The following is a 17,682-nucleotide window of genomic DNA, read 5'->3' on the forward strand; positions in this document are numbered from 1 at the left end:
GAACAGCGCAAGGGCCGGAAGGATCGCAAGGCGATGCTGTCACCCGGCCCTCCGGAGCTGCTGCGCGACCGGTGGCGCGAGGCCCGGCCCGAAGGCTGGCCGTTCCCGGGCAAGCCGAAGATCGACCCGATCTCGCCGCGGCAGCTGAACCGGGCGTCAGCCTCGGCCAAGCACGCTCTCGCGACATCACTTCGTGATGCACTGCCGGGCAATGCATGGCCGGGATCGGCAAACCGGCGACCCTGCAAAGGCTCCGCCACAGCTTTGCCACCCATCTGCCGGGGGCCAGCCCCCCCTCCCGGCAGATGGCTTTGCAATCGCCTGCCGGGCAGGTGGATGTGCGGGTGATCCGGGTTCCGCCCGGCCATGCCAGGCTGACGACGACGGCGCGGTACACCCATGTCGCGACCGGGACGATCCGCGATACGCTCAGCCCCTGCGAGGTGCTGGCCAAGCTGCAGGACCAGGCCCTGAAGCGAAGCCTGGAGTGGCCGGGTGCCGGGGTGCCCCGGCCGAGGCTGGAGATCGCCGACATCTTTCGCGCCCGTCACGCCAGAGGCGTGCCTGCAGCACGACGGCCCCGCGTGGCGGCGGGCCAATGCGGCGCGTGTCGGCCTTACCCGGCCCAGGGTCATGTCGGCGATCGAGACCTGCCGGACCGAGGCGCTCGGCGGGCATGTGGCGGCCTGCGCCGAATGCGGCCATCAGCATATCGCCTGCAACAGGTGCAAGAACCGGCACTGTCCCAAGTGCCAGGGGCCGGCCGCGCGTGACTGGATGGAGGCCCGTGCCCAGGGCTTGCTGCCGGTGGAGTATTTCCACGTCGTCTTCACCCTGCCGGCCGAGATCGCGCGGACCGCGTTCCGGAACAAGCGGGCGCTCTACGGGGTGCCGTTCCGCGCTTCGGCGGAAACGGTCATGACCGTCGCCGCCGGTCCCAGGCGCCCGGGCGGGCGCGTCGGCATGGCCCGCGTGCTCTGTACCTGGGGATCGGCACTCACCCATCGCCCTCACATCCACACGATCGTTCCGGGCGGATGTCTCTCGCCGGATGGGTCCCGGCGGGTCGCCTGCAGGTCGGGGTTCCTTCGGCATATGCGGGTGTTGTCACGGCCGTTCCGGCGCCTGTTCATCGAAGGGCCGATGGCGCTACAGGACGCCGGCAGGCTCTCTTTCTTCGGTGACCTCGCCGGTCTGGCCGACACAGAGGCCGTTGCCGGATACCTCGCGCCGCTCTGCAAGTCCGAATGGGTCGTGAATGCCAGACCGGCCTTCGGCGGACCCCAGGCGGCGCTCTCTTGGCCCGGCCGGTATACTCACCGGGTGGCGATCTCGAACCGCTGCCTGAACAGCGCCGATGCCGGCGCGGCAGTCTTTCGCTGGAAGGATTGCAGGATCAGGGATGGCAACAGGCAAAAGGCGATGCGGCTCGAGACGGTCGCGTTCATCCGCCGCTTCCCGCTCCATGTCCTGCCTGACCGCGTTCACCGCATCCGCCATTGCGGCCTCCCCGCCGAAGCGGGCAGAAAGGCCCAGATGGCGCGGATCAGGGCACTGCACGGCGCTGCCGCGCGCACCCGGAGGCCGCAGAACACGATCCCGCGCCGCCCCTCACGCTCAGGGAACCATGCCCCGACTGCGGCGGGCCAATGCGCATCGTCGAAGTCTTCCCGCGCGGCCACGTCCCCGGATCGCGCACACCTCCCCGGAACCAGGCCGCATGACGACACGCCCGCCGACAAGGGCGGACGCATTGCCGGTTCGCACCCCGCAGCCGGACCGGCATCTGTTTGCCCCATCACCCGCAGCACACCGGATCAAGGCATCATCAGGGATTTGCAGGCCACGGCGCCGCGGCGATCGTTGACGTCAGCTCCGGGCCCGGAACCTCGTGCCCGAACCCGAGCACGCCCGCGACTGTCGCAAAAAAACCACCGTCGGCAGGCTTTCCCCCAAAGACAGCGCCCAGCATCGCGCCTTCCACCTCGCGAGGCACCCACCGCCCCCCGCCAAACCGCAACCCCAAGCCAAACCCCACATCGGAAAACCTTCACCCTAGTGGACTTTCAGGGGCCACCCTCCATGCTGCGGTGCGACCCGTCAAAGGAGACCTTCGTCGCGTTCCAAAAGTGCAAGTTTGAATAAACCACCCGCCTTTTGATCCCGGACTCACTTTTCTTAGAACATATTCACGGCCGAGGTTGCTCTGGTAATCCCACCGTTTTTTGCGGGGGCTTGGTCGTAGAACTTACGCCGCCTTCTTCGGTTTCTGGGCGGGTGTAATCCCGCCATTGCCCGCGTTGGGGCGTTCATGGGTGTAGGACCAGGGCCACTCGGTGGCAATCTGCCGGACCTCCCCGATGCTTTCGAGACCATACAAGTCCGGCCATTCGTGCCGGACCGTCCGGTTGTAGCGCTCGACATGGGCGTTCTGCTGAGGCTTTCCGGGCCATTTTCGACCCGAATTGTCCCAGCGACGCCACGCCATTCGATGATTTGGTTCAAGGCGCGGACGACCCGCTCGGCGGGCAGCGAGACGTCGATCTCGATGCCCAGTCCTTGGCGGTTGAAGTCGTCCAGAACGTTCAGCAGGCGGAACTGGCGATCGTCCCCAAGGCGATCCACCCTGAAATCCATGGACCAGACCTCCCGGCACCATCAGCGCTTCGGGCTTCTCCCGCTTCAGGCGCCGGTTCTCTTCGGCCATCGCCTGCATCTCGGAGATCAGGCTCGCATCCATGCCCCCGTGCTTCGCCCGACACTTGTACAGTGTGGCGCTGCTCATACCGTGCCCACGGCACAGCCCGGCAGCAGGCACGCCGCCCTCTATCCGACGCAGCACGCCCATGATCTGAGCTTCGGTAAAACGTGTCGTCTTCATCGGAATGCCCTCAGTCATCCTGCCGAGAAAGTCTATTTCCGCATCCCCTTTTAGATCGGGGGGATTACCCCGCTGCGTCCGAGAAGCGCACAAAACGGGCGTTATTCTGTTGGCGCAGAGAACTGCAAGACGAGTTCGGTGGATCCGCCTCGCGTAGAGGGTTGGGCAGAGAACGAATTCCTCAAACATCCCGAAACTTAAAACTTCCCAATTGACGCTGCCACGTCGCCCGAAGTGGCGTTCTCCAAAAGAAACACCGGTCTTGCGAGGGTGCCGGACCTACAAGCCCTTGCAGCGTCGGATGAGGTAGAGCGCGCTTGTGGCTGGCCACCTGGCGCGCTCATTTTTTGTAACGCCGTGAACTCGGCGCGCTCACCTTCAGGAAGTTGGTATGACGCGCCGGCGCGTTTCCTGGATTTGGGCTGTCAATAGTCGCTTGCTCACCTACACGATTAAAGAGGATGTTGCCGCGGGACCGGGCGCACGGCTGGATCTTGGAAACATTTGCCGAATTGCCATTTCCGAGTGACGAGGGTCACCGCGCCGTCTTTACCCGCCTCTTCGGCATGTTCGATATTCTTTTCCATAAAACAGGTCTTGCCCGCAAGATAACGTGGGGCGCCATCTGCTGGATTGAGGATGAATTCACCTTCCAGAAAATAGACGAAAGACACTTGATCGTGAACGTGTGGCGCGCTGCGGGCCAGCGCTTCGAAACGCACCTGTTTGGGTGCGCCGTAGCCCTCTTTCTTGCAGATCCGATCAAATGCTTGGGGTGTCACAGGTTTTGGCCTCAACTAAAGCGGACGTGTTTTGGCCTGAAAGGATTAATCGAACATGCCCGGCTGGTCGATGACCAACTGGTTCCAGATTGTCTGGAAGTGCAGCCATCCGATATACTCACTGCCCACATGTTCGCGGCTGTAGCGTGCTCGGTCGTCCGGAATGCGGATGGGTTCGATCCCTGAAGCGGAAATGTCGAGCTGTTGTTTGCAGCACCGCTCAAGCGCGATGAACCAGAAGGCCGCGGACTCGATGCTGTGGCGGCTCGCCGTCAGCAGGCCATGGTTTTGATGCAGCGCGGCCTTTACGCCCTTGAACGCTTTGGCGACGTCCGAACCTGCGTGGTTCTCGACAGCGACCTGTCCGCCCTGCTCTCCGATCACGACGTGATCCTCGAAGAAGGCGCAGGCGTCCTGCGTGATCGGCTCGATCGGGCGGCCCGTTGCACACCACGCGGTGCCGTACGTGGTGTGCGCGTGGCACATGGCGATGATGTCGGGATGTTCTTCATGCACGTTGGCGTGCAGAACGAAGCCTGCGCGGTTCACCGCATACTCCCCCTCGATGACAGTGCCTTCGTGGTCAACGAGGATCAGGTTCGACATCTTCACCTTGTCGAAATGGATGCACATCGGGTTCGTCCAGTAGAGTTCCGGGCGCCCTGGATCGCGCACCGTCAGGTGGCCTGCAAAGCCATAATCGAACCCTTGCTGAGCGAAGGCGCGGCAGGCCGCGACGAGCCGTTCCTTGCGGTGACGTCGCTCGTCTTCGACGGATTGAAACGCGGGCAGTTCTGGGAAGATCAATCCCTCCTGCTCGGGCTGATAGATAGAGACGCGTTTGCCGAGATCGAGCATGAGGATATTATTTTCCTGAAATATAAAGGTGTTGAGAGGAACGGCGCCCCTTGCAGAGGGGCGCCACCCGTTGGCTTAGATGTTTTGCGCACTCATCTCACGCGCGATGTGGTCTGCCTGCCGGATCGCCAGCGCCACGATGGTCAACGTCGGGTTTTCCGCCGCGCCGGTGGTGAACTGCGAGCCGTCCGAGACGAACAGGTTCGCGATGTCGTGGGTCTGACCCCATCTGTTGACAACCCCATCGCGGGCGTTTTCCGACATGCGGTTCGTGCCGAGGTTATGCGTCGAGGGATAAGGCGGCGTCGGGAAGGTCCGGGTCGCTCCAACCGCTTCGTAGATAGCCTGACCCTGCTTGTAGGCATGGTTGCGCATCGCGATGTCATTGGGGTGATCATCGAAATGAACGTTGGCGACAGGCAGGCCCCACTGGTCCTTGACGTCATGGTTGAGCGTGACGCGGTTGGTTTCCTGCGGCATGTCCTCGCCCACGATCCACATCCCGGCCATGTTCTCGTACTGGTCGAGCGCGGATGTAAACTCGCGGCCCCACGCACCCGGATCGAGGAAGGCGGCCATGAACGGAAGACCGAGGCTGAGCGTTTCAAGCTCGTAGCCGCCCACGAAGCCGCGGGACGGATCGTGCCGCGCCTCATCCTGAATGATGCCGGCCATCGTAGTGCCACGCCACATCTTCACAGGCTTGTCGAAAACGCCATAGACGGAACCGGTCATGTGACGCATGTAGTTGCGCCCGACCTGACCCGAGCTGTTGGCAAGCCCGTCCGGGAACATCGACGAGGCCGAGTTGAGCAGCAGGCGCGGGCTTTCAAATGAGTTACCCGCCACGCAAACGATGCGCGCCCTCTGCATGTGCAGATTGCCATCCTTGTCGAAATACTCGACGCCCGTGACCTTGCCAGCGTCGTTGTGCAGGATACGGGCGACGTGGCATTCGGAGCGAACTTCGAGATTGCCGGTGGCCTCGCCTTCGGGAATGTCGACATAGCCTGCCGACCATTTCGCGCCCCATTTGCAGCCTTGGAAGCAAAAGCCCGTTTGCTGACACATCAGACGATCACGCTTGTCGTCCGAATTGATCGCCATGCGGCCCGTATGCACATTCTGGTATCCGAGCGCCTTGGCGCCTTTCTCGAACACCTTGTAGTTGTTGTTGCCCGGCAGCCCCGGACGGTCGCCGGTGTGGGTCACTCCGAGCTTGTCTTCTGCCTTGGTGTACCACGGGTCCATTTCGGCAGGGTCGATCGGCCAGTCGAGCAGGCTCGCCCCCTGCACATTGCCGTAGGTCGTTGCAGCCTTCCATTCATGGTCCTGAAAGCGCAGCGACGCGCCGGCCCAGTGCTGAGTCGTGCCGCCGACCGATTTCACAATCCACGCGGGCAGACCGGAGAAATCCTTGGCAACCCGCCAGTCACCCGACGTTGTCCGCGGGTCCAGCCACGCCAGCTGGCCGAAACTATCCCATTCGTCGTTGATGAAGTCTTCCGGGTAGTGACGCCCGCCAGCCTCCAGGGAAACCACGCTTACGCCCTTTTGGGCCAGTTCGTTTGCCAGAACACCGCCGCCTGCGCCGGTGCCGATGATGACGACCACATTGTCGTCGTTCAGATCAAATGGTGCAGCCATAAGTCTGTCCTCCGCTATGGCTCAAAGCCAGTTGATGTCGTTGAAACCGCGATCGATGTAGCCGCCATATTCGAAGGACGCGCCCTCGTAGCCAAAGATCGGCCAGACCGCTTTCTGGTTATAAAGGCCGGTGACCAGCCCGCCGCGGATCTGTTGGAAGAACGCGCTGTCCTCCATGCCGCGCAGGATGTCGACCCGGTCTCGCTCCCATCCGGCGTCGAGATAGCTGGCATGGCCCTTGCCTTGAGCCGCCGCGTTCAGCGCTGCCACACCTGCCTCCAAAGCCTCTGCGGCGGCCGGCGTGTCGTAGCCCTTGACGGCCAGGACGTAATACTCGTCCGCGACCTGATCGTGCGGATAGATATCCCGGGCCATCTGCACCAGCGTTGCCATCGTTTCAGGCTTAAGGGCCGTGGTTTGCATCGCCCATGCGCCGTTCGGTGCGGCCAGAAAGCCTGAGCCGACCACGAAGGATGCGCCCGCAGCGGTCGCCCGCGACAAGAGCTGGCGCCGTGTAAGCCCCTTGGGGCTGACAATATCAGACATCATTATTCCTCCCATTGATGTCATTTGAACCGACCACCGCGCTGGAGCACCTCGATCTGGTACCCGTCGGGATCGGCCACGAAAAAGAACCGCGCGACGGTCTCGCCGGCGGGTGCGAAGTCTACGAGTTTGCGAGGGGCCAGACCTTCGGCTTCAAAGCGGGCGTGCTCGGCATCCAGGTCGTCGACCGATACCGCAAGATGGCCATAGCCATTGCCCAGTTCGTAGGGCTCGGTCTGATCCTTGTTCACGGTCAGCTCGAGCTCGAACTCGGTTTCCGGGTTGCTGAGATAGATCAGCGTGAAGGTTGGAAAATCCAGCCTGTCAGCAACTTTCAATCCGAAGGCAGTGTCGTAGAATTGAACGGAACGATCCTCGTCTAGGACGCGGATCATGGAGTGTATCTGTTTGGCCAAGGTGCGCTCCTGCAATCTGTAGTGTCGAGTTGCAGGATAGCTGAGGGACCAGTGGGGCCGGGTAGTATGCGATTACTACCCGCAAGGTTTTTGGGTGCAGGATCTTCCTTATTCGGCGGCGATTGCAGTGGCCGGCTCGGAGCAGGAGATCTCCATGAATTTCAGGCAGGCACACCGCAACAGCGACGTGAAATTCGACGGCTCTCCCCGGCGCTCCAAGACCTCGGAGTGCAGTGTGGAAATGAAAACAGGGGTCGTCACACCGTCGCGCGCAGCGATGTCATCCAAGGTTGCCCAAAATGCGTTCTCCAGCCGAATCGATGTGCTTTGCCCGTTCAGGCGCAGACGGCGTGTCGTGGAACAATATCTTTCAGGGTCTTGTCCTGCGAAAACTTCACACATGGCCTTCCTCCCTCGATAGCCATAAGCATATGGTATTTCGTATACGAAATTCAGAAACATGTCTAGAACTGCACGGTGGCCTGTGCTTTACGTGCCGTACTGGGAGTCCGTTCATGGATGCGATCAAGCCGCCGAAAACTCTGTCAGAGCAGACACATGACATTTTGCTCAACGCTATTTGTTCCGGTGAATTCGAGCCTGGGCAAAGGCTGAATCAAGACGACATCGCCGACCGCCTCCAAGTTTCGCGGCAACCCGTCAACAGCGCGATTTCAGTTTTGAAGGCGAACGGATTCGTCGAGGACACAGGGCGTCGGGGCGTCGTTGTCACGCAGATCAGCGTTGACCAATTCCTGTCCATCTTTGAACTCCGAACTGTCCTTGAACCTTTTGCCATCCGTCTTGCCCATCTACGCAAGCCAGCCGATGCAGCAAAGCAAGCGCAGGATATGCTCAAGCGTGGCTGGGCCGCCGTCGCATCGAACGACGTCAGTTTGCAGATCAACTTGGACTACGAATTCCATGAGATGATCTATGGCTGGGCCGGCAACCCAGCCATCCGGGACACCATGAGAACAAACTGGAATCACATCCGCCGTTCGATGGGTGTCGTGCTCCGCCGGGGTGTCGCGTCGAAAACCTCTTGGGAGGAACATGACAGGATCATTGCCGCGTTGATGCGCGGCGATGTGGAAGGTGCCGAGCACGAAATGAGACAGCACATAGAACGCGCTCAGGAAAAAACTGCGGCGCTGCTCTCAGAGTATTAGTCGTTCGCGTAGTGTCTACTGGACTGGAAAAATCATGGTCTATGACCGGCCGCTCTGGGCGCTTCCAATCCATCTGAGCAAAATGATCAGATGACCGCAGTACGACCGTAAGCAACCGTCAGAACCGCAGAGACTTGCTCAAACGGCGGCTTTGAGCCCCCCCATCTGAATTGGTCCACCGTTATGTTCAGGAATCGGACGACAGAGAATGGAAAACAAAAGACGCAAGCCAGAGGAAATAGTTCAGAAGTTGCAGCAGGTTGATGTGCTTGTTGGACATAGTATGGCACGTTTGGATGCGATCCGCGAAGTACGCATTACGGCTCGGCGCTTCCTGTCCGCGCACGCCGCTATCTCAAACCACTTCAACGTCCAACGCCATCTGATTTCTCGCCGCACACTGAAAATCCTTCGCGCCAGGGCCTCTCGGACCACTGGCGTGAGATCGTGGCGGCCTGAGGACGCATTCAGAAGGTGCTGACAGCCAACCCGAGTTGCCGTGACAGTGCCGTCATCGGTGCTCGTCTCCATCGCAGCCCAGTTGATCACCGCCTGGCTCTGGCTGACGATCCTTCCCTGAAAAACAGGCGCTATTCCGCGAGGTGGCAAGCCACCCGCGCGCCGCGGATGTCGCGCATCCGCGGACGCTCCTGGCGGCAGATGTCCGTCGCGATCGAGCAGCGCGGGTGGAAGGCGCAGCCCGGCGGCGGCGCGATCGGGTCGGGAATTTCTCCCTGCGGCGGCGGCACCTCGCGGCCGAACCCGTCCATCTTGGGCGCGGCGTCGAGGAGCATCTGTGTGTAGGGGTGCTTGGGGTCGTCGAAAAGCGACTTCGGGTCGGCTTCCTCGACGAGGCGACCAAGGTAAAGCACCCCGATCCGGTCGGCCATATGCCGCACCACGGTCAGGTCGTGGGTGATGAGAAGGTAGGTCAGGCCGAACTCGTCCTTGAGATCGCTCATCAGGTTCAGCACCTGCGCCTGCACCGACACGTCGAGCGCTGAGGTCGGCTCGTCACAGACGATCAGCCGCGGTTCCGAGGCCAGCGCCCGGGCGATGCAGATGCGCTGGCGCTGACCGCCGGAAAACTCGTGCGGGAACTTGCCCGCGTCGCTCGGGTGCAGCCCCACCTGTTCGAGAAGCCGCTCTGCCAGCCCCTCGGTTTTTCCGCCCCGCGCGGCCACCGGCTCGGCGATGATGTCGCGCACCCGCCAGCGCGGGTTGAGCGAGGCATAGGGATCCTGAAAGATCATCTGGATGTCCGAGCGCACCGCGTCGACCTTGGCCGGGTCGGTCTCGCTGGCAAGGTTCACCCCCTCGATCAGCACCTGCCCGCCCGAGGGGTTCAAAAGCCCCACGATCATCCGGCCGATGGTCGACTTGCCCGACCCGCTCTCGCCGACAAGAGCATAGGTCGTGCGCTCCTCGATCTCGAAATCGACCTCCGAGACCGCGGTGAGGAAGGCCTTGGGGCGCCGTTCGATCACCCGGTTGAGCCAGGGTTTCGAGACGTCGAACAGGCGTACAAGGTTGCTGATGGAGACAAAGGCGGTCATTCGGCGGCCTCCGCCAGAAGCGGGTGCCAGCAGGCCGCCCGCCCATGCTCGATGCGCGGCACCGGCGCCGCACGGCACTTATCGGTCGCCCGGTCGCAACGCGGATTGAAGGCGCAGCCCTCGGGCACCGAGGTAAGCCGCGGCATCGACCCGGGGATCTGGTGCAACCGCCGCTGGCTGGCAGCGGCAAGCGGCGTCGAGGCCATAAGGCCGTAGGTATAGGGATGCTCGGGCCGGGTCAGCACTTCGCGCACCGGGCCAAGCTCGGCAAGTCGCCCGGCATACATCACCGCCACCCGGTCGGCGGTCTCGGCGATCACGCCCATGTCGTGGGTGATCAGCATCACGGCGGTGCCACGTTCCCGGCATAGTTTCTTCAGAAGCGCGATGATCTGGGCCTGTACCGAAACATCAAGCGCCGTGGTCGGCTCGTCGGCGATCACGAGGCTTGGCTCGGCGCACAGCGCCAGCGCGATCACGACCCGCTGGCGCATCCCGCCCGAGAACTCGTGAGGATAGCTGTCGACCCGCTCTGCGGCGCCCGGAATCCCGACTTCCCCCAGCGCCGCCACCGCCCGGCGGTTCGCCTCGGCCTTGGAAATCGGCAGATGGGTCAGCATCGTTTCGACAAGCTGATCACCCACGGTCAGAAGCGGATTGAGCGAGGTCAGCGGGTCCTGGAAAACCATGCCGATCTCCTTGCCCCTCAGACGCCGCATCGCGTTGCCCCTGAGCGCATCGATCCGCTTGCCGTTAAGCCAGATCTCCCCGTCGGATATATGCGCGGGCGGGTTAAGAAGGCCGATAACGGCGTTCCCGGCCATCGACTTGCCCGCGCCGGATTCCCCAACCACGCCGAGGATTTCGCCCTGCGCGATGTCGTAGCTAACGCCATCGACAGGTTTGACGATGCCCGCCCGGGTCGGGATGTCGACCGAGAGGTTTCGGATGGAAAGAACCGGATCGCTCATCTCAGCCTCGGATTAAGCGCATCGCGCAGCCAGTCGCCAAGAAGATTGACCGACAGCGCCAGTGCAAGAAGCGTGCAGGCGGGGAAGAACAGGATCCACCACTCGCCCGAGAACAGGAAGCCCTGTCCGATGCGGATAAGCGTGCCCAGCGAGGGTTGGGTGGGCGGCGCACCCACGCCGAGGAACGACAGCGTCGCCTCGGCGATGATCGCAAGGGCGAGCGAAATCGTGGCAATCACCAGCACCGGGCCCATTACATTGGGCAGGATGTGCCGCAACATGATCGCCCAAGGCTTCCGCCCGATCAGCCGCGCGGCGGCCACATAGTCCTTCGACTTCTCCACCAGCGTCGCACCTCGCACCACACGGGCGAACTGCACCCAGTCCGACAGCCCGATCGCGAGGATGAGCACCCAGATCGCCATCTGGTCGCGGTATTCGACCGGCGTGACGCCCTTCGCAATACCGAAGATCAGCATTGCGACGAGGATCGAAGGGAAAGTGAGCTGCACGTCCGCCACGCGCATGATGATCGTCTCGGTCCAGCCGCCAAGGTAGCCCGACAAAAGCCCAAGCGTGATCCCGAGCACCATCGCGAAAAGCACCGCCGCGGCCCCGACGAAAAGCGAAATCCGCATCCCATAGAGAATGGTAGAGAACACATCGCGGCCTTGGTCGTCGGTGCCCAGGAGGAAGCTCTCGCCGGTAAAGGCGTTGGGTTCCATCGGCGGCGTGAACCCGTTCATCAGGTTGAGGCTCGCCGGGTTGAAGGGGTTCGTCGGGGCGATAAGCGGCGCAAAGACCGCCGACAGGACAAGGATGCAGACCACCGCGAAGGACACCATGGCAATCGGCGACCCCTTGAACGAGTAAATAAAGTCGCTTTCAAGAAACCGTTGCCAGTTGCTCTTTTCCTTTTGTTCCGTCGACACGGGGGCTTTGTTTGTCGCTTCGGCCATCTCAGTGCCCCCCTGTCCGTTCGATCCGAAGCCTCGGGTCGATGAAGACGTAAAGGATATCCACGATAAGGTTGATGCCGACGAACATCACCGAGATCAGCATCAGGTAGGCGGCCATCACGGGAATATCGACAAACTGGATCGCGTTGATGAAGAGAAGCCCGACACCGGGCCACTGGAACACGGTCTCGGTGATGATCGCGAAGGCGATGATCGCGCCAAGCTGGAGACCGATGACCGTAACGACCGGCACCATGGTGTTCTTCAGGGCGTGGCGGAAGTTCACTACACGGTCCTTCAGCCCGCGCGCCCTGGCGAAGCGGATATAGTCCTGCCGAAGCACTTCCAGCATCTCGGATCGCACGAGCCGCATGATCAGCGTCATCTGGTAGAGCCCCAGGGTAATCGACGGCAGGATCAGCGCCTTCAAGCCGCTTTCGGTCAGGAATCCGGTCGTCCATGTCTCGCCGATCCGGGTGACTTCACCGCGCCCGAAACTTGGCAGCCACCCAAGTTCCACCGAGAAGAGATAGATCAGCAGGATCCCGATCAGGAAGGTCGGCAGCGACACCCCGATCAGCGAGGTTGCCATGATCACGTGCGCCGCCACCCCGTTTCGTCGGATTGCTGTGAACACGCCCAGCGCGATGCCGAAAACGATTGCCAGAATGCCCGACACCGCCGCCAGTTCCAGCGTCGCCGGGGCGCGTTCGAGAATGATCTCCGAAACCTCGCGTCCCTGCCTGTAGCTGACCCCCAAATTGCCCTGCATGGCCCCTTCGAGGAAGCGGTAGTATTGTACGGGAAACGGCTGATCGAGGCCAAGCTGGGCGCGAAGCCGCTCGACATCCTCCATCGTGCGTTCCTGCCCGAGCATGTTGTCGATCGGGTCGCCGACGAAACGGAACATCGAGAAGGCGACCAGCCCCACGATGAGCAGGACCAGAATCGACTGTCCGACCCGCCGGATAATGAATGCCAGCATGTGGTGTTATTGTTCCCCGTTGTGCGACCAGGATGGCCCGCGCCGCCGCGGCGGGTCAACCCCGTCGCGGCGTTCGCTTTTCGCTCAGTTCACCGTCACCCAGCGCAGGATGAAGAAGTTGTCCGGCCGCTGCGTCAGTTCGATGTTGTCGCGCACGCCCCAGGTCAGCGGCTGGACGTAGAGCGGAACATAGGCGACCTCGGACTGGTAGATCGACGTCACCTCATCAAGCAGTGCCTGCCGCTTGGCCAGGTCGATCTCGGACAGGATCGACGGCAGAAGCTCGTCGAGCCGCGCGTTCGAATAGCCGCCAAAGTTCCAGGACCCGAGGCGCTTTTCCTCGTTCGGGGTCGAGGCGAGGAAGCGCAAGGGGTGTTCGTGGTCGAGCGAGCCGCCCGGCGACCAGCCGATGAGATACATGTCGAAATTGTCGGCCCGGAGCTCGGGCCAGTAGTTCGACACCGGCATGGCGTTGAGTTCCGCGTCGATGCCGATCTGCGCCAACATGGCCACGATCGCCTGGCAGACCGCCTCGTCGTTGGGGTAGCGGTCGTTCGGACACATCAGGCCGAATCCAAAGCCCTCGCCATAGCCTGCCTCGGCCAGAAGCGCGCGCGCGCCATCGGGGTCGTAGGCCGGACGCGCGTCGTTGGCCGCTGAATAACCTGAAAGCTGCGGCGGTACGAGCTGGCTCGCGGGCTGGGCGTTGCCGCGCCAGATCGTCTGGAGAATGGCATCGACGTTGATCGCCTTGGCCACCGCCTCGCGCACACGCACGTCCTGAAACGGGTTCGGGGCCCCGGCACTCGCACCGTATTTCAGCGTATCGGCCTCATGCGAGAACCCGAGCATGATCGAACGGGTCTCGACGCCCCTGATCACTTCGACACCGTCCGTGGACTCGAGCCGCGCGGCATCCTGGATCGGCACCGGTTCGACGAAATCCACGTCACCCGACAGAAGTGCGGCCACGGCGGTCGCGGGGTTCTGGATCGGGGTGAAGGTCGCGCGGGTGATGTTGTGCTCTGCCTCATCCCACCAGTCGGGGTTCGGGACCAGGGTGGTTGTCAGCCCCGGCTGGCGGTCTTCGATCATGAAGGCCCCGGTGCCGTTGGCGTTGAGCGTGGCGTAGTTACCGTTTTCCTTATCTGGCCTTTCGGCGTTGTTCGCCTCGGCCCAGCCCCTGTCCATCATCATCCAGTTGGCGATGGAGGCGGGAAAGAGCGGGTTCGGCGCATTGGTGTAGATCTCGACGGTGTAGTCGTCGACCACGCGAAACTCCTTCACAGGCGAAAACCAGCTTCGCACGTCCGAGCTTTCGTCCGACGCCCGCTCGTAGGCGAACAGCACGTCGTCGGCATCGAAGGTCGCGCCGTCGTGGAAAGTGACGCCCTGGCGGAGGATGAAACGCCAGCCCTCTCCCTCCCCGATCGGGTCCCAGGATTCGGCCAGCGACGGCTCCAGCGTCATGTCCTTCGACATGCGCACAAGCCCGTCATAGATGTTGTTGAGGAAGCCCAGAACCGGCGCGGAGCTTACCGCGTGGGGGTCCATCGTCTGCGGGTCGGTCTGCCCGGCCCAGCGGAATTCCTCTGCTGTCGCGGCACCCGCCACAACAGCCCCAGCAAGGAAAAGGGGAAGGATTGGTCTCATGTCTTTTCTCCCAAGTGGCCCCCTTTTTGCGGAGGTCTCCGAATGGTGTGACAGCACGTCGCGCGCAACTCAACCCGTTCACCGCATTGTGAGGGCCACAATCGTAAGAAGCCGCCCAGGTCCCCCCGGACGGCCTCAAGGCTTCTGAGGCTACGATCAGGAGCCTCAATTGCCTCCGAAATATTTCATCATCGGCTGGTTCTCGGGATCGACCTCGATGGTAAGACCGTCCTTCATCGCCCAGTTGATGACCTGGTGGTGGATCGGGATGTAGAGCTGCTCTTCCTGCACCACCCGCCAGATGTCGGCGATGTCGGCGTTGCGCGCCTCGAGATCGGTGTTCGACGCCAGCGAGATGATCTTGGCGTCAATCTCGTCGTTGTCGAATCCCGTCCCGTTCCACGTTCCGATTCCGGTTTCCCGACCATGCACGAGGAAGTTGAAGATGTATTCCGAGTCGTAGGTCGGAACACCCCAGCCGAGCATGTAGAAGTCGGTCTTGCCGTCAGTGATCTTCGGGAAGTGCTGGGCCTTCGGGATCGCATCGAGATTCACTTCGATCCCGATCTGGCCGAGCATGCCGACGGCGGCCTGGCAGATCGCTTCATCGTTGTTGTAGCGGTCGTTCGGGCAGTCGAGCCGGATCGAGAAGCCATCGGCGTATCCGGCTTCGGCCATGAGTGCCTTGGCGGCCTCGATATCGGTCTTCGACTCGGCGTCCATCTCGGCGGTCCAGCCGTTGACGAACGGCGGCGAGATCATGCCGGCGGGCTGCGACTGGCCGCGCATGACGACCTGCTGGATCGCATCGCGGTTGATCGCCATCGACATTGCGCGGCGCACACGGACATCAGCCAGCGGGTTCGCGCCTTCGATGTTGTCGGCCTCGATATCGTCGGCCCCCTGGTTCATCCCGAAAAAGATCACCCGGTTTTCCGGAGCCTGCTTGACCGTGGTGCCGTCCGCACCGGCGATCCGCTCGAGGTCCTGCACCGGCACGTCCTGCATGAAGTCGATTTCGCCGGAAAGCAGTGCCGCTACGCGGGTCGCAGCATTCTGGATCGGGGTGTGAATAAGCTCGGAGAAGCCCATCGGGAACTGCTCGCGCCCCCAATACTCTTCGTTGCGCTGCATCATCGTGCGCACGTCGGGTTCGCGGCTTACGAGCTTGTAGGCACCGGTGCCGTTGACGTTCGTGGTGGCGTAGGTGATCTCGCCGCCCTCAAAGTCCTGCACCTTCACGGTGTTGTTTTCCTCCGACCAGTCCTTGTCCATGATGAACAGGTCGGTGAGGTTCGCCGGCAGGATCGGGTTCGGACCGTCGGTGACCATTTCCACGGTGTAGTCATCGACCGCGCGGATCTCGACGATGGAGTTCAGAAGCTCCTTCATGTCCGAGGTTTCGGTCTTGGCGCGCTCGTAGCTGAACACAACGTCCTCGGCGGTGAAGTCGTTGCCGTTATGGAACTTGACGTCCTGGCGCAGGTTGAACACCCAGATATTCGGATTGTCTGCGCTCGGCGCCCAGTCGGTGGCAAGCGCCGGCTCGAACGCGCCGGTCACGTCGCGGATGATGAGCGGCTCGTACATCTGGTGGCGGATGGTATGGGTCTGGCCCTCGTTCTGCGAATGCGGATCGAGTGTCAGCGCATCGCCCGCGCTGGCCCAGCGCAGTGTTTCCGCGCTTAACGGGGTGGCGGCAAGCGCCGCCACGGTGGCCAGAAGCATGGCCTTGGATGCGTATTTCATGAAGGACTCCCAGATTGGTTTTTTTATGGCGCCATCCTTTTACAATTCAGCCGGATGCACAAGACGTGCCTAGGCGCAGCGTACGCTGCGTCACCAGTCGCACGTGACAAGGCGAACGGAACGGTCCAGTCAGTCACGGAAATCTGACCGGAGGCCCCAGGGCGCAGATCGATTTGAACGCCGACCTCGGCAAAAGCTTCGGGGCCCAAATCATCGGCAACGCCGCCTACCGGCACTGTCGCGGCCACTCAGTTTAGCCATCAGCACCTTCGGAATGCGTCCTCAGGCCGACACGATCTCACGCCAGTGGTCCGAGGCTCTGGCGGAACGCGCAAAGGTCACGTCTAAGTTGGAAGCAGTTGAGTGCCAATCTACATTGCTTAATCGACAAGAGCCGAGCTCGCCAAGATATCGTGTTGATCAACAGCAACTGAGAGACCGACGTGACTGAAATATCCACGCTCCGGATCGATCCGTCGAACTTGGATGAAGCCCGAAACACAGTTCTGTCGGAAATGGGAGTGTTCGGCTTCGACATTGGCGAGAACACGGCTTCAGAGGTGACACTTAAAAGCTGTGTATTTCCGAACAGCCAGTTGACGTTGCACGCGTATGCCTCGACCGGCCACAGGTTCTCAATCGCAAACCTTCCATTCTACTCGATTGATACCTTGTTCGAAGGCCATTTGCGGCGGTCATTGAATGGCGATGAAATCGTGGTTGGAGCCGATGCGGTCGTTCTTGGCCATCCGGGCCCGATGAACATCCAGCTGATCGAAAATCCGGAAAGCCGCCTGAGCCAGGGAATATCCTGCTTCGTCTCAACGGACGCGGCGGAACGCCTTCTGGCGGCGCATGGTCTTCGGTTGAGAGAGGTCGACGGTCAGATCGTCACCGAGGAGTCGCTGGCTGCCGCAAGGTCGATGCGGAGCTTTCTGGTCTACGCCCATCAGGAATTCTTCGTGCGTGGCGTCGCCAATTTGTCTCCGCGCCGCGCCCGGCTGTTCGAGAGCCTTTTGAGTGATCACATTGCGGAACTGTTCTCTTGCTCCGGATACGCAGAACCTGTTTTGAAGAACGTCTCGCACTCCTTCAGGCTTGTTCAGGCCTGTGAGGGCATATTCGAGGCAAGGTTCGCCGAACCGATTTCCATTGCGGATGTCGCCGCCGAACTTCGGGTCGACACGCGCACCTTGCAGCGAGCGTTCAAGACATACCGGGGTGTCAGTCCGTCGCTTTTTCTGTCCACCCTCAGACTTGAAGCTGCGCGGACCCGTCTTTTGATGCCGATCCGGGGAGACACGGTTTCATCGGTTGCGCATGATTGCGGGTTCGTTCATCTCGGCCGTTTTGCATCGCGCTACCGAGCGGTCTATGGGGAAACCCCACATGAGACGCTAAGTTGTCGGGTCTGAACAACGCCCAACGCTCTGAATTTATGTGAGAAATGTCTTATTTTGTTGGCTTTGGCCTGCAGGGTTTCATAGGATTCCATTGAAAACCCTGC

14 protein-coding genes and 3 pseudogenes are annotated in these 17,682 nt (G+C 61.7%); 4 read left to right on the plus strand and 13 right to left on the minus strand.

Annotated features, from left to right (window positions below):
- Nucleotides 1-479: pseudogene (locus RXV88_RS21610) on the plus strand (hypothetical protein); the annotation flags it as partial.
- Between the two features lie 24 nt (nt 480-503).
- Nucleotides 504-1,724, plus strand: a pseudogene (locus RXV88_RS21615) (transposase).
- 524 nt (nt 1,725-2,248) lie between these two features.
- Here the strand turns inward: RXV88_RS21615 and RXV88_RS21620 are convergent.
- The 7 genes and pseudogenes from RXV88_RS21620 to RXV88_RS21650 form a co-directional block, all read right to left on the minus strand.
- Nucleotides 2,249-2,881: pseudogene (locus RXV88_RS21620) on the minus strand (transposase).
- 452 nt (nt 2,882-3,333) lie between these two features.
- A complete protein-coding gene (locus RXV88_RS21625; RefSeq protein WP_316295647.1) occupies nt 3,334-3,663 on the minus strand; it encodes a hypothetical protein in 330 nt (109 codons plus the stop codon).
- A gap of 45 nt (nt 3,664-3,708) precedes the next feature.
- Nucleotides 3,709-4,521 carry a class II aldolase/adducin family protein gene (locus RXV88_RS21630; protein WP_316295649.1) on the minus strand — a complete coding sequence of 271 codons (813 nt, stop codon included), beginning with the start codon at nt 4,519-4,521 and terminating at the stop codon, nt 3,709-3,711.
- Between the two features lie 75 nt (nt 4,522-4,596).
- Nucleotides 4,597-6,168: a GMC family oxidoreductase gene (locus RXV88_RS21635; RefSeq protein WP_316295651.1), complete on the minus strand. Its 1,572-nt coding sequence runs from the start codon at nt 6,166-6,168 to the stop codon at nt 4,597-4,599.
- Nucleotides 6,169-6,189: 21 nt separating this feature from the next.
- The gene (locus tag RXV88_RS21640; RefSeq protein WP_316295654.1) at nt 6,190-6,714 is read right to left on the minus strand and encodes a twin-arginine translocation signal domain-containing protein; all 525 of its coding nucleotides are present in this window, start codon (nt 6,712-6,714) and stop codon (nt 6,190-6,192) included.
- A 20-nt stretch (nt 6,715-6,734) separates the two neighbouring features.
- A complete protein-coding gene (locus RXV88_RS21645) occupies nt 6,735-7,130 on the minus strand; it encodes a VOC family protein (RefSeq protein ID WP_316295656.1) in 396 nt (131 codons plus the stop codon).
- A 108-nt stretch (nt 7,131-7,238) separates the two neighbouring features.
- Nucleotides 7,239-7,532 carry a ribbon-helix-helix domain-containing protein gene (locus tag RXV88_RS21650; RefSeq protein WP_316295658.1) on the minus strand — a complete coding sequence of 98 codons (294 nt, stop codon included), beginning with the start codon at nt 7,530-7,532 and terminating at the stop codon, nt 7,239-7,241.
- A 113-nt stretch (nt 7,533-7,645) separates the two neighbouring features.
- Between RXV88_RS21650 and RXV88_RS21655 the strand changes: the two genes are divergently transcribed.
- A complete protein-coding gene (locus RXV88_RS21655) occupies nt 7,646-8,302 on the plus strand; it encodes a GntR family transcriptional regulator (RefSeq protein WP_316295660.1) in 657 nt (218 codons plus the stop codon).
- A gap of 590 nt (nt 8,303-8,892) precedes the next feature.
- On the opposite strand, the gene RXV88_RS21660 is transcribed toward RXV88_RS21655, so the two are convergent.
- From RXV88_RS21660 to RXV88_RS21685, 6 genes are all read right to left on the minus strand, one after another.
- The gene (locus RXV88_RS21660; RefSeq protein WP_316295662.1) at nt 8,893-9,858 is read right to left on the minus strand and encodes an oligopeptide/dipeptide ABC transporter ATP-binding protein; all 966 of its coding nucleotides are present in this window, start codon (nt 9,856-9,858) and stop codon (nt 8,893-8,895) included.
- A complete protein-coding gene (locus RXV88_RS21665; RefSeq protein WP_316295664.1) occupies nt 9,855-10,829 on the minus strand; it encodes an ABC transporter ATP-binding protein in 975 nt (324 codons plus the stop codon). The genes RXV88_RS21660 and RXV88_RS21665 overlap by 4 nt, the downstream gene beginning before the upstream one ends.
- On the minus strand, nt 10,826-11,788 hold the full coding sequence (locus tag RXV88_RS21670) for an ABC transporter permease (RefSeq protein WP_316295666.1): 963 nt from the start codon (nt 11,786-11,788) through the stop codon (nt 10,826-10,828). Before RXV88_RS21670 ends, RXV88_RS21665 begins: the two co-directional genes overlap by 4 nt.
- Nucleotide 11,789: 1 nt before the next feature.
- A complete protein-coding gene (locus RXV88_RS21675) occupies nt 11,790-12,773 on the minus strand; it encodes an ABC transporter permease (RefSeq protein ID WP_316295668.1) in 984 nt (327 codons plus the stop codon).
- A gap of 84 nt (nt 12,774-12,857) precedes the next feature.
- Complete coding sequence (locus RXV88_RS21680) at nt 12,858-14,426, minus strand: ABC transporter substrate-binding protein (RefSeq protein ID WP_316295670.1); 1,569 nt, start codon at nt 14,424-14,426, stop codon at nt 12,858-12,860.
- 165 nt (nt 14,427-14,591) lie between these two features.
- Nucleotides 14,592-16,175 (minus strand): ABC transporter substrate-binding protein, encoded by a 1,584-nt coding sequence (locus tag RXV88_RS21685; protein ID WP_316295672.1) that lies wholly within the window; start codon nt 16,173-16,175, stop codon nt 14,592-14,594.
- A gap of 443 nt (nt 16,176-16,618) precedes the next feature.
- Between RXV88_RS21685 and RXV88_RS21690 the strand changes: the two genes are divergently transcribed.
- Nucleotides 16,619-17,590, plus strand: a complete 972-nt coding sequence (locus tag RXV88_RS21690) for a helix-turn-helix transcriptional regulator (protein ID WP_316295675.1) — start codon at nt 16,619-16,621, stop codon at nt 17,588-17,590.
- The last annotated feature ends 92 nt before the right edge of the window (nt 17,591-17,682 follow it).

Source organism: Aestuariicoccus sp. MJ-SS9 (assembly GCF_032586235.1).
GTDB lineage: Bacteria > Pseudomonadota > Alphaproteobacteria > Rhodobacterales > Rhodobacteraceae > Aestuariicoccus.